Origin of the sequence: Streptomyces sp. NPDC006012 (assembly GCF_042871185.1) — a bacterium.
GTDB lineage: Bacteria > Actinomycetota > Actinomycetes > Streptomycetales > Streptomycetaceae > Streptomyces.
The window spans coordinates 17,201-41,918 of the sequence record NZ_JBIAIE010000037.1; the positions used below are offsets into that span (position 1 = coordinate 17,201).

A 24,718-nucleotide genomic window follows, 5' to 3' on the forward strand; every position below is an offset into this window, starting at 1 on the left:
GAGGCCGGCCCGGGCGCGTCCCCCTTCCGGATGCACTCGGCGCCCCGGCGGTGAATCGTGAGAGTGTGCCGCGGCCTCGCGGCACGGGTACCGATGCGGCCACACGGACCGGAGGAGACACCATGTCGACGTCAGAACCCGAGTCATCCCGGTCGCCCGACGATCGCTGCACCCCGGACGCCCTGCTGCACTCGGCCCCCAGCGCCGGTGTCGGGCCGGAGGACCTGGTCCTCGCGGCGGGCAGGGACATCACCCCGGCCAATCTCGAATGGGCACGCCGGAAGCTGGACTCGGAGGGCCCGGCCGCCGTGGAGAAGCTGCTCCCCTGAGTGCCCGGCCCGCGAGGCCGTGCCGGGGCGTGGCGCGCGGCACCCGGGCGGGGCGGACCGCTCGCCGCTCGCCATGACCGCCGCGGAAGCCGACGCGGGCGGTGATCGTTTCGGGTGCGCCCTTCCGGAGGGTGCTCCCGGGCTGCCACACTCCGGTGGGTGCCCGACTTCGACATGCTCGTCATCGGATCCGGACCCGGCGGTCAGAAGGCCGCCATCGCCGCGGCCAAGCTCGGCCGCCGGGTCGCCGTCGTAGACCGCCCCGACATGGTCGGCGGGGTCTCCATCCACACCGGCACCATCCCCTCCAAGACGCTGCGCGAGGCGGTGCTGTACCTGACCGGCCTCACCCAGCGGGACCTGTACGGACAGAGCTACCGGCTGAAAGAGGACATCACGGTCGCGGATCTGACCGCGCGTACCGAGCACGTGGTCGGCCGGGAGGTCGACGTCATCCGCAGCCAGCTGTCCCGCAACCACGTCTCCCTGTTCGCCGGGACCGGACGGTTCGTCGACCCGCACACCGTGTCGCTGCGCGAAGCGACCGGACACGAACGGCTGTTGAGCGCCGAGCACATCGTGATCTCCACCGGCACCCGCCCGGCGCGGCCGGACAGCGTCGAGTTCGACGGACGCACGATCATGGACTCGGACAACGTGCTGTCGCTGGAACGGGTCCCGCGGTCCATGGTGATCGTCGGCGCCGGCGTCATCGGCATGGAGTACGCCAGCATGTTCGCGGCGCTGGGCAGCAAGGTGACGGTCGTCGAACGGCGGCCGGGCATGCTCGACATGTGCGACGTCGAGGTCGTCGAGTCGCTCAAGTACCACCTGCGGGACCTGGCCGTCACGTTCCGGTTCGGGGAGACCGTCGCCGCCGTCGAACGGCATCCCCGTGGCACGCTGACCGTCCTGGAGAGCGGCAAGAAGATCCCCGCCGACACGGTGATGTACTCCGCGGGCCGGCAGGGCCTCACCGACGAACTCGACCTGGACAAGGCGGGCCTGAGCACCGACCGGCGCGGCCGGATCACGGTGGACGAGCACTACCGCACCGCGGTGGAGCACATATACGCCGTCGGTGACGTCATCGGTTTCCCCGCGCTGGCCGCGACCTCGATGGAACAGGGCCGGACGGCGGCCTACCACGCCTTCGCGGAGCCCGTGGGGCGCATGCACAGCCTGCAGCCGATCGGGATCTACACCATTCCGGAGATCAGCTTCGTCGGCCGCAGCGAGGACCAGCTCACCGAGGAACGGGTGCCGTTCGAGGTCGGTGTGGCCCGCTACCGGGAACTGGCCCGGGGGCAGATCATCGGCGACTCGCACGGCATGCTGAAGCTGCTGGTCTCCCCCGAGGACCGCACGCTGCTCGGTGTGCACTGCTTCGGCACGGGCGCCACCGAGCTGATCCACATCGGCCAGTCCGTGATGGGCTGCGGCGGGACGGTCGACTATCTCGTCGACGCCGTCTTCAACTACCCGACGCTCGCCGAGTCGTACAAGGTCGCCGCCCTCGACGCCACCAACAAGCTGCGGCAGGTGGACCGGCTGGCGGACTGAGTGCCCGCCAACGGCGTTCGCCCCGGCGGAAGTCGGGCCGTCGGGGGAAGCGTGAGATTTCCCGCTGATCAATCTTGAAAGGGTGAAGGGCACCGCTATCATCACACCCACACTCGGTGTAACCGTACGCCGACGCAGTGCTTATCGGTGCCCACCACCCCCTTTCCTCCTTCGGCCTGCCTCCGACCCCGAGGCCACCCCTCTCCGGGTCGCGGGCGGGTCCCCCACCCCCCACACCGCACAGTGCTCCGGCCGGGCAGCCCGGGCGCCGTGCACAACCGGAAAGCAGCGCAACCATGAGCAACAACAGGGGCAGAGGACTGCAGGCCAATGCCCTCGGTACGTTCGACACCGTGGTCATGGCCGTCGCCGGCAGCGCACCGGCGTACTCGCTGGCCGCGACCACCGCCGTGCTGGTCGGTGCGGTGGGCCTGGCGAGCCCGGCGGCACTGCTGTACTGCGCGATCCCGATGCTGGGCATCGCCGTGGCCTTCGCCCGGCTGAACCGGATCGACGTGAACGCGGGCGCGAGCTATTCGTGGGTGGGCCGCACGCTGCACCCGGCCCTGGGCTTCGTCAGCGGCTGGGCGCTGGTGGTCTCGGCGACCATCTTCATGGTGGCCGGTTCACTGCCCGCAGGCGCGATGACGCTCGCCCTGTTCGACGAACGGCTCGCCGGCGACACCGCGCTGGCCACGGTGGTCGGTGCCGGGTGGTTCCTGGTCATGCTGGGTGTCGTGCTGGGCGGCGCCCGGATCACCGTACGGGCCCAGTTGCTGATGTCCGGCGTGGAACTCGCCCTGCTGACGCCGTTCGCCGTGCTGGCCGTCCTCCACACCGGCAACGCCCGCCCGTTCGACTGGTCCTGGCTGGGCTCCGGCCGGTTCGACGGGTTGTCCGGCTTCGCGGCGGGCGCGCTGATCGCCGCCTTCTACTACTGGGGCTGGGACGTCACCAGCAACCTGAGCGAGGAGACCCGCAACAGCCGGCGGACGACCGGACTCGCCGGCCTGATCGGTCTGGGTGTGGTGTTCCTGCTGTTCGAGGTGTTCACCATCGCCGCGAACGTCGTCCTGTCCGCGCAGCAGATCACCCGGAACGCGGCGAACGTCCTGGCCGTGCTCGGCGAGGAGATCTGGCCCGGCTGGGGCGGCAGGCTGCTGGTCGTCGCGGTGCTGCTGTCCACCGTCGCCACGCTGGAGACGACGCTCATCCAGGTCACCCGGTCGCTGTTCGCGATGGGCCGCGACCGGACCATGCCGTCCGCGCTGGGCCGGGTGCACCGCACCTGGAACACCCCGTGGGTGGCGATCACCGCCGTCGGTGCGGTGGCCCTCGCGATGCTCGTCGCCGCCAACGCCCTCGGCACGGTCGGTGAGATCCTCTCCGACGCGATCTCCGCGATCGGTCTGCAGATCGCCGTGTACTACGGTCTCGCGGGACTCGCCGCGGTCGTCGCCTACCGCAAGCTCCTGTTCACCTCGGTGCGCCATCTGGTGCTGGGCGGGCTGTGGCCCCTGTTCGGTGCCCTGTTCATGTTCTGGATCTTCGTCGAGTCGCTGGACGAGCTGAGCGGTGCGGCCGTCGCCATCGGCATCGGCGGCCTGGCCGTCGGGCTGCTGCCGATGCTCTGGTACTGGCGCAAGGGCAGTGACTACTACCGGCCGGCCAGGCTGGACGCCACACGCACGGTCGAGGCGGGGTACGTCCTGGACGACCGCACGGTCGCGCGGTCCCACGTCCACGAGGGCCTCCCCACCGACTTCTGAGGGAAGAGCCCGATGGCGCGAGACCGGTTCACACCCGAATTCGATCCCGACTGCGGGGACGCGCTCCTCACCTCCGCCCGCCAGGACATCGTGATCGGCCGCTGGCAGGGGCTCCGCGACCTGCTGCGGGCCACCGGTGGCGACTGGCCGTCGCGGGGGCACCGGATGCGGCTGCTGGCGGAGTCCTGTGCGGGCAGTACGACGGTGGAGTCCTGGCTGGCCGCCGAGCCGCACAGCGCCGACGCGCTGGTGCTGCGGGCGGCGACGGAGACGGCCCGGGCCTTCATCCTGGCCGTCGCGGCGGGCCGGGGGGTGCCGATCGACCGGGCGCGGATCGACGCCGCCGTACTGGCCTGCCTGCGGGCCACCGAGGCGTGGCCCGCGGACCCGACGCCCTGGGTCTCGCTGATCTCGGTGGCCCGGCTGTATCCGACCGGGGTGCGGCGGCGGGAACTGGCGCGCTGGTGGGACGAGTTGCACCGGCGCGACCCGTACAGCGTGGAGGGCCACCTCCAGGTGCTGCACTACTACTCGGCGCGCTGGCACGGCACCCACGGCCTCATGTACGACTTCGCCCGGGACGCGGCCGGGGTCGCCCCGCCCGGCTGCGCGCTGCCGGTGCTGGTGCAGTACGCCCGGGTCGAGGAGTTCCGCTACGCCCAGGACGCCGCCCAGGACCGGCGGTCCGCGGTCGGCCTGGGCCAGCACTGGAACCACGACGGCGCCGTCGGCGATGTGCGCCGCACCTGGCAGCGGTGGCTCGTGGGCCGCGGCGGCGGCATGGTTCCGGCCGAGCTGCGCGACCTGAACCACCTCGCCCATGCGGCGTGCCACGCGGGCAGCACGGACATCGCCGCCGCGCTCCTGCGCATGCTGGGCCGCCGCGCCACCCGCACCCCGTGGTCGTACACCGGCGACCCGGCGAAGCAACTGCTGCGGTGGCGCCGGGAACTGGGCCTGCGGGGATGACGGCGGACGGCCCTCAGCAGAGTTGCCCACGCCCGGAAGAGGCATGGGGCCCGACCGGACGGCCCTGACCGCGGCCGCGGCCTGCACCGTGCGTCACGGACCCTCGGGCGGAGCGCCCTGCGTGAGGTGGGCCGACCACTTCTCCTCGATGCGGCCGAGCCGCCAGACCAGCAGGGCGAGCACCCAGGGGACGACGAACAGGACCGCGATGAGGATGCCGAGCATGTTGAGGTCGAGGCCGCCGACCCAGTCCCAGAACGGGCCGTGCAGGTGGAGCCGGTCGGCGAGGAGCCCGAGGAGTTCGGCCGTGCCGATGAGCAGCGCGACGGCGACGGACAGACCGGTGACCGTGAGGTTGTAGTAGACCTTGCGGACCGGCTGCGAGAACGCCCATCCGTAGGCGAAGTTCATGAACGAGCCGTCGATCGTGTCGAACAGCGACATGCCCGCCGCGAACAGCACGGGCAGGCAGAGGATGGCGTACCAGGGCAGACCGGAGGCGGCGCCGGATCCGGCGAGCACCAGCAGCGCCACCTCCGTCGCCGTGTCGAAGCCGAGGCCGAACAGCAGGCCCAGCGGGTACATCTGCCAGGGCTTGGTGATCGACCCGGTGACACGGCCGAGGAAGCGGTTCATGAAGCCCCGGGCGGCCAGTTGCTCCTCCAGGGCGGCTTCGTCGAAGCGGCCGGAACGCATCCCTCGGAAGACCTTCCCGATGCCGACCAGCACGACCAGGTTGATCGCGGCGATGACGTACAGGAACGTGCCGGAGACCGTCGTGCCGATCAGTCCCGTCATCTCGTGAAGCCGGGAGTCGTCGTCGCGGACCGGACCGGCCAGTGTCCGCACGCCGAGGGAGAGCAGCAGGGCCAGCCCCAAGACGACGCTGGAGTGCCCGAGGGAGAACCAGAAGCCGACCGACAGCGGGCGCCGGCCCTCGCCCATCAGCTTGCGGGTGGTGTTGTCGATGGCCGCGATGTGGTCGGCGTCGAAGGCGTGCCGCATGCCGAGCGTGTACGCGGTCACGCCGATGCCGATGCCGAAGGTCTTGGTGCCGAGGCTGTAGTGATGGGGCGCGACGAGGGCCACCAGCGTGAACCAGCCGACCGCGTGCAGCCCGATGACGGCGGCGGCCATCGCGCCGGCCCCGGCCCACTCCTGCCGCGTCAGGGAACCCCGGACGCGCTGCCGGACCGAGGGCTTCGCCCCGGACCGGGCGGAGAGGCGGGGAGTGGTGCCGGGGGCGGCCGTCATCGGGAGGTTTCTTGCATCGGGTCGTGCGTGCGTACGCGACTGCCGTCGGCAGCCATTCACCAACCTTACGTACTTGCAAAATTGTGCAGTAAAGGGCGCGGCAGGCATTGGCCACGGGAGGGGAAAGTCAGGCCGCCAGCAGCCCCCGGCCCAGCCAGTCCCGGGAGTCCTTGACGCCGGGCAGCGCGAAGAAGTAGCCACCACCGGTCGGCGAGATGTAGTCGACCAGGGGTTCGTCGATCAGCCGGGTCTGGGTGGCCTCGAACTGCCGCCTGACGTCCTGCTGGTAGCTGCAGAAGACCAGGCCCATGTCGAGGTTGCCGACGCCGTCGACGCCCCGGTCGTAGTTGTAGCTGCGGCGCAGGATGCGGGTGTCGTCGCTGTCCGGGGTGCGCGGGTTGGCCAGCCGGATGTGCGCGTCGAGCGGAATCGCCGTGCCGTGCGGGTCCTTGGCGTACTGCGGTGTGTCGCTCTCCATGGCACCGTCCAGCGGGGCGCCGGTGTCCTTGCGGCGGCCGATCATCTTCTCCTGCTCGGTGAGCGAGACCCGGTCCCAGAACTCCACCAGCATCCGGATGATCCGGACCACCTGGTAGCTGCCGCCGGCCGCCCACTCCGGTTCGCCCTGTCCCGCGCCGACCCAGACGAGGCGGTCGGTCTCGCGGGCCGAGGTGACGTCCGGGTTGGCTATGCCGTCCTTGAAGCCGAGCAGGTTGCGCTGGGCGCCGGTGGGGCGTGGCACGTTCTGGAAGCCGTCGACGCGCCACTTGACCTGCATGGCCCCGCGGGTGTGCCGGGCGATGTCGCGCAGCGCGTGCAGCACCGTGTCCTGGCGGTCGGCGCACAGTTGCAGCGACAGGTCGCCGTGGCACTCGGCGGCGTTCAGGTGGTCGTTCGGGAACGTCTTCATCGGCGTGAGCCGGCCCGGCCTGGCCTTCGCCAGTCCGTAGCGGTCGTCGAAGAGGGAGGAGCCCACGCCCACGGTGACGGTGAGTGCGTCGGTGGGGACCTCGGGTCCCAGGATTCCGTTGTCCGAGGGCGGAGCGCCGACGCCGAGGTCGTCGGGGGCACCGCCGGCGGTCAGGAACCGGGCCCGCTCGGTGAGGGTGCGCAGCAGATCGGTGAGGCCCTTGCGGTCGTCGGCGATCACGTCGAAGGAGACGAAGGCCGCAGCGGCGGGCGCGGGGGTGACAATGCCCGCCTGGTGGGCGCCGTGGAAGGGCACCTTGGTGGCGCCTGCGGCGCCGTCCGCGGCCTGCGCCTGTCCGGCCCCGCTCTGGCTCAGCGCGAAACCGCCGCCGGCCAGGGCCGCGCCCGCTGCCCCGGCACCGAGGGCGGTGCGCACGAAGGTGCGGCGACCGTGGCCGGCGGGGCAGCCGCTCTGCGGGGCGGGCGTATCGGCGGACGGCATGGGGGTGTTCCCTTCGGAGCGGGGGGTGTGATCGAGGGCAAGAGGGCGGTCCGGGGCTGCGGTCCGGTCCGCAGCCGGGGAGCGGTCCGGGGTGGCGGTCCGGTCCGCAGCCGGGGAGCGGTCCGGGGTGGCGGTCCGGTCCGCAGCCGCGGGATGGTGCGGGGTGGCCGGCCGGTGCGGGGGGCGTGCGTCGGGCGGGTGCCCGTGCGGCTGCTCGGTGGTCATCAGGCGGCCTTCCGGATCTCCAGCAGGTCCGGGATCGGCGCCAGGTCCTCCAGGAGCTGGCCGGTGGCGCCGTCGAGACGGGCCCGGGCCGTCGCGTCGAGCTGTGCGACGGGCGTCCACCGCGCGTCCTGGTGGGCCGCGTCCAGGAGCTGCTGGACGCGGGCGATGTCCGCGTCGACCGTGGGCGGCAGCTTCGGTGACCGGCTGGTCAGCAGCGGCCGGAGCAGGGTGAGCAGTTCCCGGGTGCCGTCGAGATCGGCGTCCGCGGTGGCGAGGTTGGTGCCGCTGCCCTCGTCGGTGTCACCGGTCAGTTCGAACTGAAGGGTGTTCTCCAGGATCTCGTGGGCGCGCAGCGGCAGGTCGCCGGGGTCGAAGTCCTGGGCGGGGAACGCCGTGCGGAGGCCCGCGACGGCGTCGGCGAGCCGCCGGGCGGGCCCTGTGAGCTGGTCGGCGGACTCCCCGTGCCACAGCCCGTACTCGATCCGGTGGAAGCCGGTGAAGTCCTTGTCCTGCACGCCGCCCGCCAGACCGTCGGCCCGGCCGTCGATCCGCTGGGCGTACTCGGCGAAGGTGCCGTAGGCGGCGCCGAGGGAGGAGTAGGTGAGGTGTGCGGTCAGCCAGTCGGCACGGGCCCGGTCGAGGTCGCCGCGCGCGATGTCGTCGTTGAGGGTGCCGGTCTGCGTGCCCAGCGTGGCCAGGCCCTGGTTGACGTACTGCCGGTATGCCTTCAGGGGCGCGGCGAGGTCGCTCTCCGCGACCGGTACGACCGCCTTGGCCGCTCCGCCGCCGCCGACACGGACCGGTCGGGAGGTGACCGCCCGGCCGGCGCTCGGCACGCAGCGCCAGGCGTACGTGCCGCCCGCGACCGTGGCGACCAGGGCGCGGGTGGTGCCGGGGGCCAGGCCCTCGATCTCGCCGTAGACCGCATGGGAGGCCGGGTCGATGAGGTACACCTCGGAGGTCTTGCTGCCGGTGTTGTGCATCTGGAAGGTCTGCCGGCCGGGTTTCGGCGCGACGAAGCCCTTGCCGCACTCGGTCTCGGAGACGGCGACGGTCTGGGCGCCGGCCGGCTTGGGACGGGCGAGGGCGACGACCAGGCCCGCGACGACCACGGGTACGGCGACGACGGCGACCGGGATCACCCAGGCCGGCCTGCGACGGGCGGCCACCGGCTGCCGCGTGGGCTCCTGGTCGGGACCGGCGGGTACGGTGCGCTCGGGTGCGGCCGGCTCGGGTGTGACCCGCTCCGGAGTGGCCGGCTTGGGTGCGTTGGCGCGTACGCCGCGTACGCCGCGTACGAACAGGGTCATCACGACGGCGAGGTAGACCACGTAGGCGGCCGTCTGGAGCCAGGTCATGGTGGGCGTCAGGTTGAACACGCCCTGCACCAGGGTGCTGTACCAGGCGCCGGCGTCGATGCTGCCGCCGAGGTCCACGGCGTATGCCGTGCTCCCGGGCAGGACGCCGCCCTCCTGGAGGTCGCGCAGACCGTAGCCGAGGACACCGGCCGCGATGACGATGAGGACGACGCCGGTGGCGGTGAAGAACCTCGTCAGGTTGATCTTCAGAACCCGTCGGTACAGACCCCAGCACAGGCCCGACGCCAGGACCAGGCCGATGCCTGCACCGGTCAGCGGCCCGGCCGACTCACCGGCGGCCTGGGCGGTGGTCCACAGGAACAGGGCCGTCTCCAGCCCCTCGCGGCCCACCGCGAGGAAGGAGGTGACGACCAGCATGCCCGCGCCCATGGCGAGCGCACCGGTGACCTTCTCCTTGATCTCGCCCGAGAGGCTGCGGGCGGAGCGGCGCATCCAGAACACCATGGCGGTGACGAACGCGACGGCGATCACGCTGAGGGTGCCGCCGAACGCCTCCTGGGCGGTCGCGGAGAGCGACGCGGCGGTGAACGTGAGGACGGCGCCGAAGCTCATCGCCAGCGCGACGGCCGCGAGGACGCCGGTCCACACCTGGGGCAATCGCGACCTGGCGTCCGCCCGAACCAGGGTGGCGACCAAAATGGAGACGATGAGTCCGGCTTCGAGCCCTTCCCTCAGTCCGATCAGGAAACTGGGAAACGCGTCGTCCCACATGCCCTGCAACCCCTTCCCTGGTTAGCGAAGGCATGCCTTACCTTCGCCGACCATGATGACTACACACATGTAGTCATCAGGTCACGAACCGGCAATGGAGCGGCAAAAGCCCGGAACGCGGAACGCGCGCCGATCGTCTACAGTGCAGTAGACCGTCTACAGATATGTAGTCATCGAAAGGGTGCGCCGATGATCCCTCCCCCACACCTGTCGTCGCAGCTCGCCGTCAACGTGCTGGATGCCCACTCGCTGCTGGCCGCCTTCGGCGTGCTGGGCGTCGGTGTGGTCCTCTTCGCCGAGACGGGGCTGCTGATCGGCTTCTTCCTGCCCGGCGATTCACTGCTGTTCACGGCGGGCCTGCTGTGCACCGGCACGGCCGACCGGGGTCTGCGGCTGTCCCTGGTGCCGCTGCTCGCCGCCGCCGTGGTGGGGGCGCTGGCCGGCTCGCAGTGCGGCTATCTGCTGGGCCGCAAGGCAGGCCGCACCCTGCTCGCGCGCAGCCGCTCGGCGCGATTGCAGGAGGGCGCACAGCGCGCCGAGGAACTGCTCGACCGCTACGGCCACGCGAAGGCGATCGTGCTCGCCCGGTTCGTACCCGTCGTGCGTACGGTGCTCAATCCGATGGCCGGGGCACTCGGCGTGCCCGCCCGGACGTTCACGGTGTGGCAGGTGATCGGCGGCCTGGTGTGGAGCGTCGGGCTGACGCTCGCGGGGTATGCGCTGGGCTCCTCCGTCCCGAACGTCGACAAGTACCTGCTGCCGGTGATCGCGGTGATCGTGGTCCTGTCACTGATCCCGCTCGTCGCCGAGGTGCTGCGCTCGCGCAGGGCCGCGAAGGAGTCTCAATGACCGAGTCAAGCCGCTTGCGCGACCGGATCGGAGGTGAAGATCCGGTTGTCGCGCAGGAGGGCCCACAGGACGCTGACCCGGCGGCGGGCCAGCGCGATGACCGCCTGGACGTGTTTGCAGCCCTCAGCGCGCTTTGTGAGGTAGAAGTCCCGGTTGGGGCCGTCCTTGATGATGCTGGTCTGGGCGGACAGGTAGAACACCCGGCGCAGGCGGCGACTGTACCGTTTGGGCCGGTGCAGGTTGCCGGTGCGGCGACCGGAGTCGCGGGGGACGGGCACGAGCCCGGCTGCCGAGGCGAGGTGGCCGGCGTCGGCGTAGGCCGTCAGATCGCCTGCGGCCACGATGAGCTCGGCGCCGAGTATCGGGCCGATACCGGGCAGAGACTCGATGATCTCGGCCTGCGCGTGGGCGTGGAAGGTGGCGCGGATCTGCGTGTCGATGCGCTTGAGCCGGTCGTCCAGGGCCAGGATCTGTGCGGCCAGGTCGGCGACGATCGCGGCGGCGACGTCCTCGCCGGGCAGGACAGTGTGCTGGGCCTCGGCCGCCTCCAGCGCGGTGGCGGCCACCGCGTCGGCGCCTCGGACGCTGCGGTTGGCCAGCCAGGCGGTCAGGCGGGCCCGGCCGCGGCGGCGGATGGCGGCCGGGGTCTGGTAGTCGGTCAGCCGGACCAGGGCGCCCTTGTGGGCGGAGTCGTCGAAGGCCCGCTCCAGGGCGGGGAAGATGCCGGTCAGTACATCGCGGAGGCGGTTGATCATCCGGACCCGATCGGCGACCAGGTCGGAGCGGTGGGCGGTCAGCAGTGCGAGGTCGGCGGCGAGCTGGGCGGGCACGGCGATCGTGGTGAAGTCCCGGCGGTGGCGGGCGGTTTCGGCGATGACATAGGCGTCGCGGGCGTCCGTCTTGGCCTCGCCCCGGTAGGCGCCGGACATGCGGTTGACGGTCCGTCCGGGCACGTAGACAGCCTGCTGGCCGTGGGCCGCGAGCAGGGCCAGCAGCAGCGCGGAGGACGTTCCGGAGATGTCCACCGCCCAGTGGACTTCGTCGGCGAGGTCGAGGATCGCGCCGAGGGCGGTCAGAATCGCCGTCTCGTCGTTGTCGATCTTCTTCGACCACAGCGTGGCGCCGGTCTCGTCGACCACGGCCGCCCAGTGATGCCCCTTCCCGGCGTCAACACCTGCCCAGACACGGGCACTTGGCTCGCACACTCGCGCCTCCTCGAACCAGCCGTCATCCCGTTGGCCCGAGGAACACCCCGCCGTCGTCTCCGTAAACAGCGACCGCACATGGCGCGCACATCTCAATCAGCAGCCAGGGCGCCCCGGAGAGCCGGACGGCCACTCCTTGGGAGCCACTGAAGGCAAGACCCGATAAGCCACATCCGGCCCTCCTGGGCCGTCTAACACCTTACGGAGACCGATGATCCTCGCACTCACAGGTCCGGCGGTGGACGGTGCGGCGTACACGGACGTGGTGGGCTGGACGCACCACACACCCGGCTGGTTCAACAGCGCGGTGACGGTGTGGTCGGACTACGGCCTGGCCGCCTTCGCGGTGCTGATGGCGGTCGGCTGGTGGCGCGCGCGTCGTGAGGGAGCGACGGCGGCCATGACGGCGCTGGCCGTTCCGGTGACCGTGCTGGTGGCGTTCGCCGTGGACACCGGGCTCAAGTCACTGGTGGCGGAGAACCGGCCGTGTCAGAGCCTGCGGGTCAGCACGCTCGAAGCGTGTCCGGCGCCGGGCGACTGGTCGTTCCCGAGCAATCACGCGGCGATAGCGGCCGCCGCGGCGGTGGCCCTCTGCTTCGTCTCCGGACGGCTGGGCGCCATCGCCGCAGTGGCGGCGGTCGCCATGGGTGTCTCCCGCGTGTGGATAGGGGTGCACTATCCGCATGACGTCCTCGCGGGGATGGTGGCCGGCGCACTCGTCGCGCTCGTGTCGATGACGGTGCTGCGGCGATGGCCGAGAGGACTCGCCGGGCGGCTGTCGACGACCTGGCTGCGCCCGCTCCTGGTCTCATGAACCGCAAGGGCATCACGGAACTCGCCGGCAGTGCCTGCCTCGGCGCCTGGGCCGCATTCGGTGTGCTGACGCTGATCGTGGTCGGCGGCCACGGCGCTCCGCGGTTCCTGGACGACGGCCTGCTGCACTGGTCCCTCGGTCACCGTCCGGCCGTGGCGGTCGCCGTGGCCCGCGGACTGACCGCCACCGGCACGGGCGTGGTGCCGTATGCGCTGGTCCTGGCGGCCGCACTCATCGCGGGGCGCACCGCGCGGCAGCGGCTGGCGGCCGCACTGCTCGGCGCGGCCTGCCTCGGCGCGGGGCAGGCCGCGCGCTACGGCGTCATGGAACTGGTCGCGCGGGCCCGCCCGCCGCGGTCCGACTGGCTGACCCACGCCTCGGGCTGGTCCTATCCCTCGGGCCACAGCACCACGGCGGCCCTCACCGCCGGACTGCTGATCCTCGCGATCTGCCTGCGCGCGCCACGCGGCAGAACTCCGCTGTGCCTCGCCGCCGGCTGCTGGGGCGTGGCGGTCGGGCTGACCCGGGTCCATCTGGGCGTGCACTGGTTCACCGATGTGCTCGGCGGCTGGCTGTTCACCGTCGGCTGGCTCGGCGCCTGTCTGTGCGCGACGGCCTGGTGGCTCCCTGCTCGGCTCATCACGATCACCCCGAGCGGCGCGGCAGACACGGTCGGCACGACCGGAACGAGCGCCACGAACGACACGACCAGCACGGACGACACGACCGGGACGACCGGAACGACCGAGGCGGCCGGAGCGCCGGGCACAGCCGGCTCAGTGAACACGACGGATGCGGCGCAAGCGCCGGCGGAGGAACATGCGGCCCAAGATCCTGGTCGTCGAGGACGATCACGCCCTGCGTGACGTCCTGCGGCGCGGCCTGCACGACGAAGACTTCGACACGGTGACCGCCGGGGACGGCGCCATGGCATTGCGGCTGGCGACGCCCGAGGTGGCCGCGGCGGTGCTGGACGTCGGGCTGCCCGACGCGGACGGCCGGGACGTGTGCCAGGCGATGCGCGCGGGCGGATTCCTCGCTCCTGTCATCTTCCTGACGGCGCGGCACGGTCTGACGGACCGGTTGTCGGGGTTCTCCGCGGGCGGCGACGACTACCTGGCCAAACCTTTCCACCTCAGCGAACTCGCGGCCCGGCTGCGGGCCGTGCTCAAGCGCTGCGCTCCTCAGGCCGCGGTCCCGCAGGGCTCCGCCGCGCCGGGCGGTCTGGTCCTGGACCCCCTGCGGTACGGCGCAACCGTGGACGGCACCCGGGTCGCGCTCACCCCGACGGAGTTCCGGCTGCTCGCGGCGCTCGTCGCCGCGAGCGGCGAGATCGTGCGCCGCCGCGAACTGGTCAGGGCGGGCTGGCCGGAAGGGGCGCGGGTCAGTGACAACACCCTCGACCAGTACCTGACCCGGCTGCGACGCAAGCTGCGGGCGGCGGGCAGTGGGCTGACGGTCGGCACCGCGCGCGGGATCGGCCACCGGCTCGTATGAGGATCCCGTTCCGGTGGGCGCCGCGCACCCTGCGTGGCCGGCTGTCGCTGATCGCGCTGACGACGGCCGCGCTGCTGATGGTGATCCTCACCGTGGCCTTCAACACCGTGGCCAGGCACCGTCTCCAGCACGAGGCGGACGACGAGCTGCGCACCCGGGCGGCGGCCGTCGCCGGCACCGTCGAGGTCCGCGGCGGCACGGTACGGGTCCTGGAGACCGCCAACGACGCGCCGCTGGACACCAATGTGTGGATCTACGCGGGCCCTCGGCTGCTCGAACGCCCGCCGTCCGCGGCCCGCTACGGTGCCCTCACCCGGGCGGCCGGGGCGCTGGCCCGCGACGGCCGGAGCTGTGCGACCGTGGACGGGCCCGATCCGGTCCGGCTCTGCGCCCAACCGGTCCCCGGCGCCGGCGCGGACACCGCCACGGTCGTCACGGCGCTGGACCTGTCCCCGTACCGCAGTTCCGCCGAGACACTGCTGCTGGGCTCCTTCGCCCTGGACGGCCTCATGCTCGCCTGCACCTACGGTCTGACCCGGCTGGCGGTCGGCCGGGCGCTGCGGCCGGTGCGCACGATGACGGACCAGGCGGCGCAGTGGAGCGCCACGGCCTCCGACGAGCGGTTCGGCGGTGTCGGACGTCCGGCCGAACTCGCCGGGCTCGGCGCCTCGTTGGATGCCCTGCTCGACCGCATACGGGCGGTGTTGCGGCACGAGCGGCAGCTCACCGGGGAGTTGTCGCACGAGTTGCGGACGCCGCTGAGCCGGATCGTCGCCGAGCTGGACTGGTGGCGTGCCCGGCCGCGGTCGCAGGCCGAGACCCGGGCCGCCCACGACGTGATCGCCGAGGCGGCCCAGTCGATGCGCACCATCTGCGACACCCTGCTCGACGAGGCCCGCGACGGCCTCGGCCCGGCCCCCGGCACGGCCGATGTGCTGCCCGCGCTGCACCGGCTGACCGCGGCCCTGGACCCACCCGGCGGGATTCGGGTCACGGTCACCGGTCCTGACCTGCAGATGCCGGCCGGGGTGCAGTCCGCGCTGCTGGAGCGGATCGTCAGCCCGCTCGTCGCCAACGCGCTGCGCTATGCCCGCTGCGACGTCACGGTCACCGCCCGTCCGGCGGCGGGCGCGGTGTGCGTCGAGGTCACGGACGACGGTCCGGGCGTTCCGGAGTCGTTCACGGACCGTCTCTTCCAGCCGGGCCGGCGCGCGGATCCCTCGGACGGGCACGGCGGAGCGGGCCTCGGGCTGCCGCTCGCCCGGCGCCTGGCCCGCTCCGCCGGCGGTGAGGTGTCCTTCGACCCGGGGCACGCCCCGGGGGCGCGTTTCGTGGTGACGCTGCCCGCCGGATAGGGACGGCTACGCGGACGGACGCACGGCCCGCTCCTCGGCGACGTCCTTGCGGGTCACCGTGAGGTACCCGACCAGGCCCAGGATGACCGCGAGGAACAGCACACTGGTCACCACGGTGCCCAGGCCCAGACCGCCGTCGCCGGTCGGCTGCGAGAGGTAGTCGCCGACGGAGGCCCCGAGCGGGCGGGTGAGGATGTAGGCGATCCAGAAGCTCAGTACGACGTCGAGGCCGAGCGCGAAGTGGGCGACACCGACCGCCGCGATGGCGAGGGCGAACAGCACGGCGGACAGCCAGTAGCCGAGGTTCATGCGCTCGGCCACCAGGTCGCCGGCCGCGGTGCCGAGGGCGAAGGTGAACAGCACGGCGAGCCAGTAGAAGGCCTCGCGGGCACCGGTGTCGATGCTGTGGATCGACAGGGTCCGCTCGCGGCGGTACCAGACGGTGAAGGAGACCGCGAGGAGGACCGCGAACACCGTGGTGCTCGTCGTCAGCGGCACGCCGATGTTGTCGGTGAGGTTGTCACTGATCAGTGTGCCGACGACGCTGATCAGGGCGACGGCCGTCCAGTACACGCCGGCCCGGTAGGCCCGGGTGCGGAACTGCACGACCAGGACGACCGCGAGCAGCGCGCTCATCAGCGCCGACACGCCGGTCAGGCCGAGGCCCGCCTTCTCGTTGAGCAGGTCGGCCGCGGTCTCGCCGACGGTGGTGCACAGCACCTTGATCACCCAGAAGTAGACGGTGACTTCGGGCACCTTGTTCCAGCGTCGGCGGCCGGGTGCCGCATCCGCGGTGTGGGTCGCCGGGATCGGGGAGGTCTCTGATGTCATGGGGCCCGACGGTGGCACCGGGCGCCTGAACGCATCCTGACCGCGGACCGCACGGCGCCGGTCGCCGTCCGGTGTGCTGCCGCCGGTCAGCCGGCCGGTCCGCCGTGGAGGAACTCCGCGGGCCATGACAGCAGGGACCGCCGCCTCTACGCTGGCCGGTGTGCGCATACCCGCGGTATCACCCGAGCCCCGCCGTTTCCGCGTCCTCGTCGTCGAGGACGACGACACGATCGGCCGGCATCTGGAGACCGGGCTGCGTGCCAACGACTACGCGCCGACCTGGAGCCGAACCGGCTCGGGCGCGCTGGCCGAGGCCGAACGGGCGCCGTACGACGCGCTGCTGCTGGACCTGGAACTGCCGGACCTGGACGGCCTCGACGTTGCCCGGAGGATGCGGGACCGGTTCCCCCATCTGCTGATCGTCGTACTCACGGCCCGCACCGACGACATCGGCGTGATCACCGGGCTGGAGGCGGGGGCGGACGACCATCTGGCCAAGCCGTTCACGCTCAGCGTGCTGCTGGACCGGCTGCGGGCGCACCTGCGGCCCCGGTACGTCGCGGCCCCGCTGGACGAGCCGGTGCGACTGGGCGACCTGGTCCTCGACGTGCCGGCCCGGAACTGCACCCTGGACGACGCCGAAGTCCCGCTGCGGCCGGAGGAGTTCGACCTGCTGGCGCTGCTCGCCCGGTACTCGGACACGGCCGTGTCCCGAAAGACGCTGATGGCGCGGGTGTGGGACGAGAACCGGTCCGGCTCGACGAAGACCCTCGACGCCACCGTGGCGAGTCTGCGCCGCCGGCTGACCGACGCGGCCGAGTCCGTGCCGCGTACGGTGCGGCTGCCCCGGATCACCGCCCTGCGGGGGCACGGCTACCGGCTCGAAACCGATCCGGCGTAGGCGCCTCGCCCGAGCCGGCGCGCGGGCCGAAGCCCGAAGGCGTCAGCCTGAAGCTCAAGGACCGAAGCCCTACGTCGGAGGACCCGAAGGCGCAGCGGCTCAAAGACCCGGCGGCGCCCCAGGCCCAGGCGGCCGTTCCCGGCCGCCCACGCCCACACGGCGCTTCCCGGCATCTCAGGGCGCGACGCCGGGCCCGTCCGGACGGCTGCGGCGCTGCTCCACCACGTTGCGGCTGAGCCCTTCCGTCTCGGCCTCGGGCAGTCGCTCGAAACCGTCCGCGGTGATGACCGAGACCACGGGAAAGATCCGTCGGTTGATGTCGGGGCCGCCGGTGGCGGAGTCGTCGTCGGCAGCGTCGTACAGCGCCTGGAGGGCCGCGAGGGCCGCTTCCCGGCGGGGCATGCCCGGGCGGAAGAGTTTCTTCAGCGCGCCACGGGCGTACGGGGAGCCGGAGCCCTCGGCGTGGAAGCCGGACTTCTCGTAGCGGCCGCCGGCCACGTCGAAGCTGAAGATGCGGCCCCGTCCGCCGCCGGGCGCGGACCGGTCGTAGCCGGCGAGCAGGGGGACGACCGCGAGGCCCTGCATGGCCTGGCCGAGGTTCTGCCGGATCAGGCCGGCCAGCCGGGTCGCCTTGGCGCCCACGGTCATGGGGATGCCCTCCACCTTTTCGAAGTGGGCCAGCTCGACCTGGTAGAGCTTGACCATGTCCAGCGCAAGACCGACGGTGCCCGCGAAGGCCACCGCCGTGTGGTCGTCCGCGGGATGGACCTTCTCCAGGTCGCGCTGGGCGATGAGGTTGCCCATGGTGGCCCGGCGGTCGCCGGCGATCAGGACGCCGTCGCGGTAGACGAGGGCGAGGATCGTGGTGCCGTGCGGGAACCGGTCGGACCCGGCCCGTACCCCGTCCGGGAAGGGGCGGCGCGTCGGCAGCAGGTCAGGCCGGTGTGCGGCGAGGAACTCGGTGAAGGACGCGGTGCCGGGGGTGAAGAATTCCGCCCCCAGTCGCCCGCCGGTGTCCTCTCCTGTCATGGCATTCCCCCTTCGTCGTCGGCAACGGGGTTCCTACCTGATGCGGACGCGCGGGAAACTCCGGTCCGCTCACAGGGCCTTGCGCCGCATCAGCACGCCGAGCACCAGCAGCCCCGGAACCAGCGGCAGCCACACGGTCAGCAGGCGGTAGCCGAGGACGGCGGAGGCCGCCGTGGCGCCCGGGGCTCCGTCGGCGGTGAGGGCGAAGGCGAGCGCGGCGTCCAGGGAGCCGATGCCTCCCGGTGTGGGCAGCAGGGCGGCGGCGCTGCTCGCGGCGAGGTACAGCAGCGCCACCCGCAACGGGGGCAGCGGCAGTCCGACCGCCTGGCAGACGGCGATCAGCACCAGGGCGTGCGCCGTGGCGAAGGCCAGGGAGCCGCCCCACAGGGCGGCCGCGCGGGGCGGGTTGGTGTGCACGGCGCGGATGTCGGCGAGCACCGTCCGCAGGGCCCCTCGGCACCGGGGCCACAGCCGGGAGCGCAGCAGCACGGCCAGCAGGACCAGGGCGGCCGGCGCGACGGCGAGCACGACCGGGGAGATCCGCGGCAGGCGCAGCAGCCCCGGACAGGCGAGGGTGAGTGCCGCGATGAGCGCGCCGCGGGCCGCGCCGCCCGCGGTGGCCTTGACCGCGATGGCGCTGGCGGCGCGTCCGGCCGGGAGCCCGCAGCGCATCAGGAAGCGGAGGTTGACGGCGCCCGCGCCCAGCCCTGCGGGCAGTACGTGGTTGGCGGCGGAAGCGGCGAACTGCGTGGCGACCAGTCGGCCGCCGGGCAGCCTGCGCGGGACCGCGCCCTGCTGGGCGAGCGCCGAGCACGCCCAGGTGGCGATCGCCGCCGTGGCTCCCACCAGCAGCCAGCCGTGGTCGGCGACGGCCAGCCGCACGGCGCCGGTCCGGACCGTCGGCCAGTGCCGCCGCGCCAGGTAGGAGGCGACCGTCAGGACGGCGAGGGAGCCGGCGGTGTGCCAGTAGGCACGCCGTCGGCCGACGGCGGGGGCGAGGTCCGCCGGGGCCGTCATGAGCCGGCCGCCGGAACGACGTAGTACAGGCGCAGCCCGCCGGCGGACGTGGACGGCCAGGAGCGGGCGTACGCGGGTGGCAGGCCGCCGGCCGTGACGAGTGCGGCCACCGGGGTGCTGCGCGCGGTCCGTTCGATGTCGGCCTGCGTCGAGTTGGCGTTGTGGCCCGAGGTCGCGGCGGAGGAGCAGCCGGCGTAGAAGGCGATCGGGATGGCGTCGTGCCCGGTGAGCAGACAGGGCCGGCGGACGCCCAGGCGGTGCAGTTCGGCCGCGGTGCGGGACCAGTCGCGGTGGGCGGCCGTGGTACGGCCGACCGTGTTCTCCAGGACGGCGAGTTGCACCGCGAGGTGGGCGGCCACTCCGATCGCGACCAGGGTCGCGACGAGCGACCGCCGGGCCGGCGCGGTCGCGGTCACCAGGTGGACGAGGGCTACGGCCACCGGAAGGGCGAGCAGGGCGTAGGCGGGCAGCAGGAAGCGGGGCGCCGCGTATCCGATCATGAACAGATAGGGGAAGGCGGCGGTCGCCGCGCAGGCCAATGGCAGCGCGGTGGGGGCGCCGCGCCGGGCCCGGACGGCGAGGGCCAGGCCGTACAGGGCGAGCACGGGGAGCACGAACCACCACACCGTGACCACCGGGTGGGGCATCGCTCCGGTGCACGGCCGGCACAGGGCCCGTCCGCCCAGGCTGCGCAGTTGGTCGGTGACGGCGAAGTGCCAGCCGAGGCCGCCCTGGATCGCCGAGCCGTCGGACAGCCGGCGCGCCAGGCCGCCGTAGCTCACGTACGCCTCGGCCACCCACTCGGCGGCGCCCGCGGCGAGGCCCGCCATAAGTGCGACGAGCGGGCGCCAGTGGCGGCGACCGAGTGCCAGGGCGAGCAGCGGCAGGCTCGTCCAGACCGCGTCGGTGGGCCGCATCCAGGCCATCAGCGCGGCGCCCGCGGCCAGTCCCCACAGTGCGGCCCGGTCGGCCCGGCCGGCGCGGGCGCGCAGGAAGCAGGCGACAGCGGCGAGCGCGCCGACGGCGACCCAGTAGTTGGGCATGGCCTGCGGGCCGTAGAAGAGTGTCACCCAGAGCGAGGCGAACAGGGCGCCCGCCAGGGCCAGGACGCGCACCGGGAAGAGTCCTCGCCAGGCGCGCAGCGCCAGGAACAGGGCGAGTCCGGAGAGTACGGCGAGGTAGCAGCGCAGCAGGGGCGTGGAGGAGGACCAGGAGGTCACGGGTGCGACGAGCAGCGAGATGCCGCGGGCGCGGGGAGCGCTGAAAAAGGCGGCGGGGGCGTGGCCGCTGACCTGGCTCACGTACACGGTCTCGTCCCAGCCGAGGCCCATTCCGGGGCGTACGAGGACGAGTTGGGCGAGGGTGAAGGCGGCCGCCACGAGGGCGAGGGGGCCTTGGGCGCGGGCGGCGCCGGCGGCGGATCCGGGCCGGCGGCGGTCGCGGCCCGTCCCGGCGAGTGTGACGTTCGCGCTGCCGGCCATCATCCACCCCTCCACCCCTACATCGTGTAGGGTTTCCGACACCCTACAGGCTGTAGTACCGAGGGTGGGAGCCGAAGACAAACACGATCAAACTAACCCGCATCAGGCAGCCGTCCGCGGCGGACACGGCGGACCTGCCGGTGGCACTACGCGCTGTAAGGTTGGGGGCATGGCTGGCACGGGTTCCCGCGACAGGACGGAACGGCGCAGCGCCGGGGAGTTGGAGAGCGAGGTGCTGGCCGCACTCTGGGCCACCGAACGGCCGCTGACGCCCGCCGAGATCCAGGCGGAGCTGGACGGCGGGCTCGCCTACAACACGGTCCACACCATCCTCAAACGACTGTACGACAAAGGGCTCGTGCTCCGGGACGCCGACGGGCGGCGCGGCGCGTACCGGCCGGTGAAGAACGCCGCCGAGCTGACCGCCGAGGCGATGCACGAAGCCCTGGACCGCGGCCCGGACCCCATTGCCGCCCTCCAGCAGTTCGTGTCCGGACTGAGCGCCGAGGAGGAACGGGCACTGCGCCACCTGCTGGGCGGGGGCACCGCATGAGGGTCGACGTGTACACGCCGCTGCTGCTGTCGCTGCTGCTGCCCGTCATCAGTCCGGTGATCGGGCGCCGGGTGGCCCCGGCGCTGGCCGCACGCGTGCTGGTCGCCGCGGCCGTGCTCACCGCCGCGGCCACCACCTGGTCCCTGGCCCTGCTGGCCGCCACGCTGGTCGGCAGCGCGCCCTCGGTGATCGCGGAGGCCAGAGAGGACGGGCACCGGCTGGCCGACCCGGTGCCGGAGACCGTCGGGATCGCGGCGTGTGCGGCGCTGGCCGTCGTCGCCTGGCGGGTGCACCGCGCCGTACGGGCCGAGCGCGCCACCCGGCGGGCCCTGCGGCAGCTGTGCCGGGGGCATCCGGCGGACACCGAACTGATCGTCGCCGCCTCCCCGGCGCCGCGGGCGTTCGCCATCCCCGGGCGACCGGGACGGATCCTGGTCACCTCGGCGATGCTGGGCGCCCTCGAACCGGCCGAGCGCCGGGTGCTGCTCGCCCACGAACGCGCCCATCTCGCCCACCGCCACGGCGCGTTGGTGACGGCGGTCACGCTCGCCGCCGCGGCCGATCCGCTGCTCGTCCCGACCCTGCGGGCCGTCGTCTTCCTGGTGGAGCGCTGGGCCGACGAACAGGCCGCGACCGCGGTCGGGGACCGGACGGCCACCGCCCGCGCGCTGGCGCGGGCGGCGCTCACCGCCTGCCGCAGCCGGCCGCGGCACGCCCTCGGCTTCACGGACCGGTCCGTCACCCGCCGCGTCGCCGCCCTGCAGACGACCCCGCCCCCGCGTCTGTGGTCCCTCGCGCTCGCCGTCCTCGCCCTCGGCGCCCTGTCGGCGGCCTGCGCCGCCGACGCCACGGACGACCTCTACGCACTGCTGGCGAGCGTGCTGTTCTGAGGAAGCCCCGGCAGGCGACCGGCTCTCCCCCGCTGGGACCGGGCGCCGCCGGGTGACGCACGTCCGCGGACGTCCTCGCCGTCAGGCCCGGTCCGGGCGGCGGTGCCGCGGCTGGGTGGAGGCCGGACGCGGTCCGAGCGGCGGGACCGCACGGATCACGGGTTCGTCGGCGCTCACGGAAAGCGGCTCCCCGTGGTGGTGGAGCGCGAGCGACGGGCCGTCCAGCAGCGTGTAGCTCACCTTGTCCGCGCGGATCTCCACCCGCAGCGTGCTGCCGCGATACGCCAGGTTGAAGGCGAGCCGGCTGATCCGCTCCGGCAGCCGCGGGGTGAACCGCAGCGTGGCCTCGCGCCGGCGCAGGCCGCCGAAGCCCGCCACGAGCGCCATCCAGGTACCGGCCAGCGACGCGATGTGCAGTCCGTCCCGGGTGTTGTGCTCCAGGTCCGCCAGGTCCATCAGGGCGGCCTCGGCGGCGTAGTCGTGGGCCAGCTCCAGATGGCCCGCCTGGGCGGCGATGACGGCCTGGCAGCACGCCGACAGCGAGGAGTCCCGCACGGTGAGCGCCTCGTAGTAGGCGAAGTTGCGTGCGACGTGCTCCTCGTCGAAGAACTCGCCGCAGGTGTACATGGCCAGCACCAGGTCGGCCTGTTTGACCACCTGCTTGCGGTAGAGGTCGAAGTACGGGAAGTGCAGGAGCAGCGGGTACTGGTCGGGCCGGGTGCGCTCGAAGTCCCAGCGCCGGTGCCGGGTGAAGCCCGCGTGCTGTTCGTGCACGCCGAGTTCGCGGTTGTAGGGAACGTGCATGGCCTCCGCCGCGTCCCGCCAGGCCGCGCTCTCCTGCGCGCCGACGCCGAGCCAGTCCGCCTCCCGCGGGTGGCGTGCGACGGCGGCGGCGGCCAGCAGGTTCTCCCGGGCCATCAGGTTGGTGTACGTGTTGTCGTCGACGATCGCGCTGTACTCCGTCCGGGCCGGTCACGCCGTCGAGGTGGAAGGCGCCGTGCGGGTCATGGTGACCCAGGGAGCGCCACAGCCGGGCAGTCTCGACCAGCAGTTCGACCCCGACCTCGCGCTCGAACCGCTCGTCCCCCGTGGCCGCCGTGTAGCGCAGCGCGGCGACCGCGATCCCGGCGTTCACATGGAAGGCCGCGGTGCCGGCCGGCCAGTATGCCGAGCCTTCCGAGCCGGCGATGGTGCGCCAGGGGAACGCGGCTCCGTCCAGGCCCAGTTGGGCCGCCCGCTCGCGGGCGGCGGGCAGGGTGTCGTGCCGCCAGCGCAGCGCCTGGGCGACCGCCTCGGGCGCGGTGCAGATGAGTACGGGCAGCACGAACATCTCCGTGTCCCAGAACGCGTGCCCGTCGTAGCCGGACCCGGTGAGCCCCTTGGCCGGTATGGCCCGCCGCTCGGCACGGGCCCCGACCTGGAGCACGTGGAACAGAGCGAAGCGGACGGCCTGCTGGATCTCCTCGTCGCCGTCCACCTCGACGTCCGCGCGCGCCCAGAACTCGTCCAGACAGGCACGCTGTCCGGCCAGCAGGCCGGACCAGCCGTCGTGTGCGGCGGAGGCGAGGGCTGCGTCCACCTGGTCGCTCACCGCGGGCCGGGAGCGGGTCCCGGACCAGCCGTGGGCGACCAGCTTCTCCACCCGCAGCCGCCGGCCCGGCTCCAGTACGGAGGTGATCGTCAGCCGGGCCATGTCGGCGCCGCTCTCGCTGCTGGAATTCGTGCACGCCGTTGAGATAGCTGCCGAGCAGCCCGTGCGGTTCGCCCTCGTCGAGGTTGCCGCGCCAGCCGACGTGCCCGTTGGACAGGGCGAACACCGACTCGCTCTGCGCCAGGACGTCGAGGCCGAGGTCCGTCTCGCGTACGGTCCACGGCTCGACGGCGTACGAACGGTGAGTGATCATTCCGCGCCCCCCAGCTCCGCCAGATCCGCGACGACCACGTCGGCGCCGTGCGCGTACAGCGCGTCGGCGTGTCCGACCCGGTCGACACCCACGACATACCCGAAATGGCCGCTGCGTCCCGCGTCCATGCCGGCCAGGGCGTCCTCGAAGACGGCGGCCTGGCCGGGCCGTACGCCGAGATCGGCGGCGGCGGCCAGGAAGGTGTCGGGGTGCGGCTTGCCCGGCAGCCGGCGCTCCGCGGCGACCACCCCGTCGATCCGGACGTCGAACAGGTGCTCGGCGCGGATGGAGCGCAGCACGTCGCGTGTGTTGGCGCTGGAGGAGACGATCGCGGTGCGCAGCCCACGCGCCCGAGCGGCCTCGACATAGCGCAGGGTGCCCGGGTACGGCTCGACGCCCTCGGTGCGGATCTTCGCCACGAGCAGGAGGTTCTTGCGGTTGCCGAGGCCGTGCACGGTGGCGGCGTCGGGTGGATCGTCGGGCCGGCCCTCCGGCAGGCCGATGCCGCGTGCGGCGAGGAAGGTCCGCACGCCGTCGGCCCTGGGGCGGCCGTCGACGTACTCGGCGTAGTCGGCCGCGGCGTCGAACGGACGGAAGTTCTCGCCGTCCCGGTCCCGCAGGAAGGCGTCGAACGTCTCCTTCCACGCGGCGGCGTGGACGACGGCGGTCTTGGTGACGACGCCGTCCAGGTCGAAGAGGCAGGCGACGATGGGGGCGGGCAGACCGAGCTGTGTCATGGCAGCACTCTTCCCCACGCAGTGCACCCCAGAGGTGCCGTACGC

At 72.9% G+C, this 24,718-nt stretch carries 20 protein-coding genes and 2 pseudogenes; 12 read left to right on the plus strand and 10 right to left on the minus strand.

Annotation, left to right across the window (positions count from 1 at the left end):
- Window positions 1-122 precede the first annotated feature (122 nt).
- The 4 genes from ACFYPJ_RS36210 (at window position 123) to ACFYPJ_RS36225 (ending at window position 4,630) form a co-directional block, all read left to right on the plus strand.
- A complete protein-coding gene (locus ACFYPJ_RS36210; protein ID WP_389025883.1) occupies window positions 123-329 on the plus strand; it encodes a hypothetical protein in 207 nt (68 codons plus the stop codon).
- Window positions 330-488: 159 nt separating this feature from the next.
- A complete protein-coding gene (gene sthA, locus ACFYPJ_RS36215; RefSeq protein ID WP_389025885.1) occupies window positions 489-1,892 on the plus strand; it encodes a Si-specific NAD(P)(+) transhydrogenase in 1,404 nt (467 codons plus the stop codon).
- A 296-nt stretch (window positions 1,893-2,188) separates the two neighbouring features.
- Entirely contained in the window at window positions 2,189-3,661 is a 1,473-nt protein-coding gene (locus tag ACFYPJ_RS36220) for an APC family permease (RefSeq protein WP_389025887.1), read from the plus strand.
- 12 nt (window positions 3,662-3,673) lie between these two features.
- A complete protein-coding gene (locus ACFYPJ_RS36225) occupies window positions 3,674-4,630 on the plus strand; it encodes a hypothetical protein (protein WP_389025889.1) in 957 nt (318 codons plus the stop codon).
- A 93-nt stretch (window positions 4,631-4,723) separates the two neighbouring features.
- On the opposite strand, the gene ACFYPJ_RS36230 is transcribed toward ACFYPJ_RS36225, so the two are convergent.
- The 3 genes from ACFYPJ_RS36230 to efeU all read right to left on the minus strand — a co-directional run bounded on the left by ACFYPJ_RS36230 (window position 4,724) and on the right by efeU (window position 9,610).
- Window positions 4,724-5,884, minus strand: coding sequence for a HoxN/HupN/NixA family nickel/cobalt transporter (locus tag ACFYPJ_RS36230; protein WP_389025891.1), 1,161 nt, complete (start codon window positions 5,882-5,884; stop codon window positions 4,724-4,726).
- Between the two features lie 127 nt (window positions 5,885-6,011).
- A complete protein-coding gene (gene efeB / locus ACFYPJ_RS36235; protein WP_389025893.1) occupies window positions 6,012-7,295 on the minus strand; it encodes an iron uptake transporter deferrochelatase/peroxidase subunit in 1,284 nt (427 codons plus the stop codon).
- Window positions 7,296-7,519: 224 nt separating this feature from the next.
- Complete coding sequence (efeU, locus tag ACFYPJ_RS36240; RefSeq protein ID WP_389025895.1) at window positions 7,520-9,610, minus strand: iron uptake transporter permease EfeU; 2,091 nt, start codon at window positions 9,608-9,610, stop codon at window positions 7,520-7,522.
- Window positions 9,611-9,799: 189 nt separating this feature from the next.
- Between efeU and ACFYPJ_RS36245 the strand changes: the two genes are divergently transcribed.
- Window positions 9,800-10,459, plus strand: coding sequence for a DedA family protein (locus ACFYPJ_RS36245; RefSeq protein WP_389025897.1), 660 nt, complete (start codon window positions 9,800-9,802; stop codon window positions 10,457-10,459).
- 5 nt (window positions 10,460-10,464) lie between these two features.
- On the opposite strand, the gene ACFYPJ_RS36250 is transcribed toward ACFYPJ_RS36245, so the two are convergent.
- Window positions 10,465-11,664, minus strand: a complete 1,200-nt coding sequence (locus ACFYPJ_RS36250) for an IS110 family transposase (RefSeq protein ID WP_389025899.1) — start codon at window positions 11,662-11,664, stop codon at window positions 10,465-10,467.
- 211 nt (window positions 11,665-11,875) lie between these two features.
- On the opposite strand from ACFYPJ_RS36250, the gene ACFYPJ_RS36255 reads away from it, so the two are divergent.
- The 4 genes and pseudogenes from ACFYPJ_RS36255 to ACFYPJ_RS36270 all read left to right on the plus strand — a co-directional run bounded on the left by ACFYPJ_RS36255 (window position 11,876) and on the right by ACFYPJ_RS36270 (window position 15,330).
- Complete coding sequence (locus ACFYPJ_RS36255) at window positions 11,876-12,478, plus strand: phosphatase PAP2 family protein (protein WP_389025900.1); 603 nt, start codon at window positions 11,876-11,878, stop codon at window positions 12,476-12,478.
- Window positions 12,475-13,122 (plus strand): annotated as a pseudogene (locus ACFYPJ_RS36260) (phosphatase PAP2 family protein); the annotation flags it as partial. The gene ACFYPJ_RS36255 and the pseudogene ACFYPJ_RS36260, both read left to right, overlap by 4 nt.
- A gap of 175 nt (window positions 13,123-13,297) precedes the next feature.
- Complete coding sequence (locus tag ACFYPJ_RS36265) at window positions 13,298-13,975, plus strand: response regulator transcription factor (RefSeq protein ID WP_389025902.1); 678 nt, start codon at window positions 13,298-13,300, stop codon at window positions 13,973-13,975.
- Window positions 13,972-15,330, plus strand: a complete 1,359-nt coding sequence (locus tag ACFYPJ_RS36270; protein ID WP_389025904.1) for a sensor histidine kinase — start codon at window positions 13,972-13,974, stop codon at window positions 15,328-15,330. Before ACFYPJ_RS36265 ends, ACFYPJ_RS36270 begins: the two co-directional genes overlap by 4 nt.
- Before the next feature lie 6 nt (window positions 15,331-15,336).
- Here ACFYPJ_RS36270 and ACFYPJ_RS36275 read toward each other — a convergent pair whose 3' ends face one another.
- Complete coding sequence (locus tag ACFYPJ_RS36275; protein WP_389025906.1) at window positions 15,337-16,161, minus strand: hypothetical protein; 825 nt, start codon at window positions 16,159-16,161, stop codon at window positions 15,337-15,339.
- A 124-nt stretch (window positions 16,162-16,285) separates the two neighbouring features.
- Here ACFYPJ_RS36275 and ACFYPJ_RS36280 point away from each other — a divergent pair, with 124 nt between their 5' ends.
- Window positions 16,286-17,062 carry a response regulator transcription factor gene (locus ACFYPJ_RS36280; protein WP_389025908.1) on the plus strand — a complete coding sequence of 259 codons (777 nt, stop codon included), beginning with the start codon at window positions 16,286-16,288 and terminating at the stop codon, window positions 17,060-17,062.
- Between the two features lie 174 nt (window positions 17,063-17,236).
- Here the strand turns inward: ACFYPJ_RS36280 and prcB are convergent, their stop codons facing one another.
- From prcB to ACFYPJ_RS36295, 3 genes are all read right to left on the minus strand, one after another.
- Window positions 17,237-18,091 carry a proteasome subunit beta gene (prcB, locus tag ACFYPJ_RS36285; protein WP_389025910.1) on the minus strand — a complete coding sequence of 285 codons (855 nt, stop codon included), beginning with the start codon at window positions 18,089-18,091 and terminating at the stop codon, window positions 17,237-17,239.
- Between the two features lie 69 nt (window positions 18,092-18,160).
- Entirely contained in the window at window positions 18,161-19,108 is a 948-nt protein-coding gene (locus ACFYPJ_RS36290) for a YbhN family protein (RefSeq protein ID WP_389025912.1), read from the minus strand.
- Complete coding sequence (locus ACFYPJ_RS36295; protein WP_389025960.1) at window positions 19,105-20,589, minus strand: hypothetical protein; 1,485 nt, start codon at window positions 20,587-20,589, stop codon at window positions 19,105-19,107. Before ACFYPJ_RS36295 ends, ACFYPJ_RS36290 begins: the two co-directional genes overlap by 4 nt.
- Before the next feature lie 169 nt (window positions 20,590-20,758).
- On the opposite strand from ACFYPJ_RS36295, the gene ACFYPJ_RS36300 reads away from it, so the two are divergent.
- Both ACFYPJ_RS36300 and ACFYPJ_RS36305 read left to right on the plus strand, forming a co-directional pair.
- Window positions 20,759-21,142: a BlaI/MecI/CopY family transcriptional regulator gene (locus ACFYPJ_RS36300; protein ID WP_389025914.1), complete on the plus strand. Its 384-nt coding sequence runs from the start codon at window positions 20,759-20,761 to the stop codon at window positions 21,140-21,142.
- Window positions 21,139-22,032: a M48 family metalloprotease gene (locus ACFYPJ_RS36305; protein WP_389025916.1), complete on the plus strand. Its 894-nt coding sequence runs from the start codon at window positions 21,139-21,141 to the stop codon at window positions 22,030-22,032. Before ACFYPJ_RS36300 ends, ACFYPJ_RS36305 begins: the two co-directional genes overlap by 4 nt.
- Window positions 22,033-22,113: 81 nt before the next feature.
- Here ACFYPJ_RS36305 and ACFYPJ_RS36310 read toward each other — a convergent pair.
- Both ACFYPJ_RS36310 and ACFYPJ_RS36315 read right to left on the minus strand, forming a co-directional pair.
- Window positions 22,114-23,936 (minus strand): annotated as a pseudogene (locus tag ACFYPJ_RS36310) (glycoside hydrolase family 65 protein).
- Window positions 23,933-24,673: a beta-phosphoglucomutase family hydrolase gene (locus ACFYPJ_RS36315; RefSeq protein WP_389025917.1), complete on the minus strand. Its 741-nt coding sequence runs from the start codon at window positions 24,671-24,673 to the stop codon at window positions 23,933-23,935. The pseudogene ACFYPJ_RS36310 and the gene ACFYPJ_RS36315 overlap by 4 nt, the downstream one beginning before the upstream one ends.
- Between the last annotated feature and the right edge of the window lie 45 nt (window positions 24,674-24,718).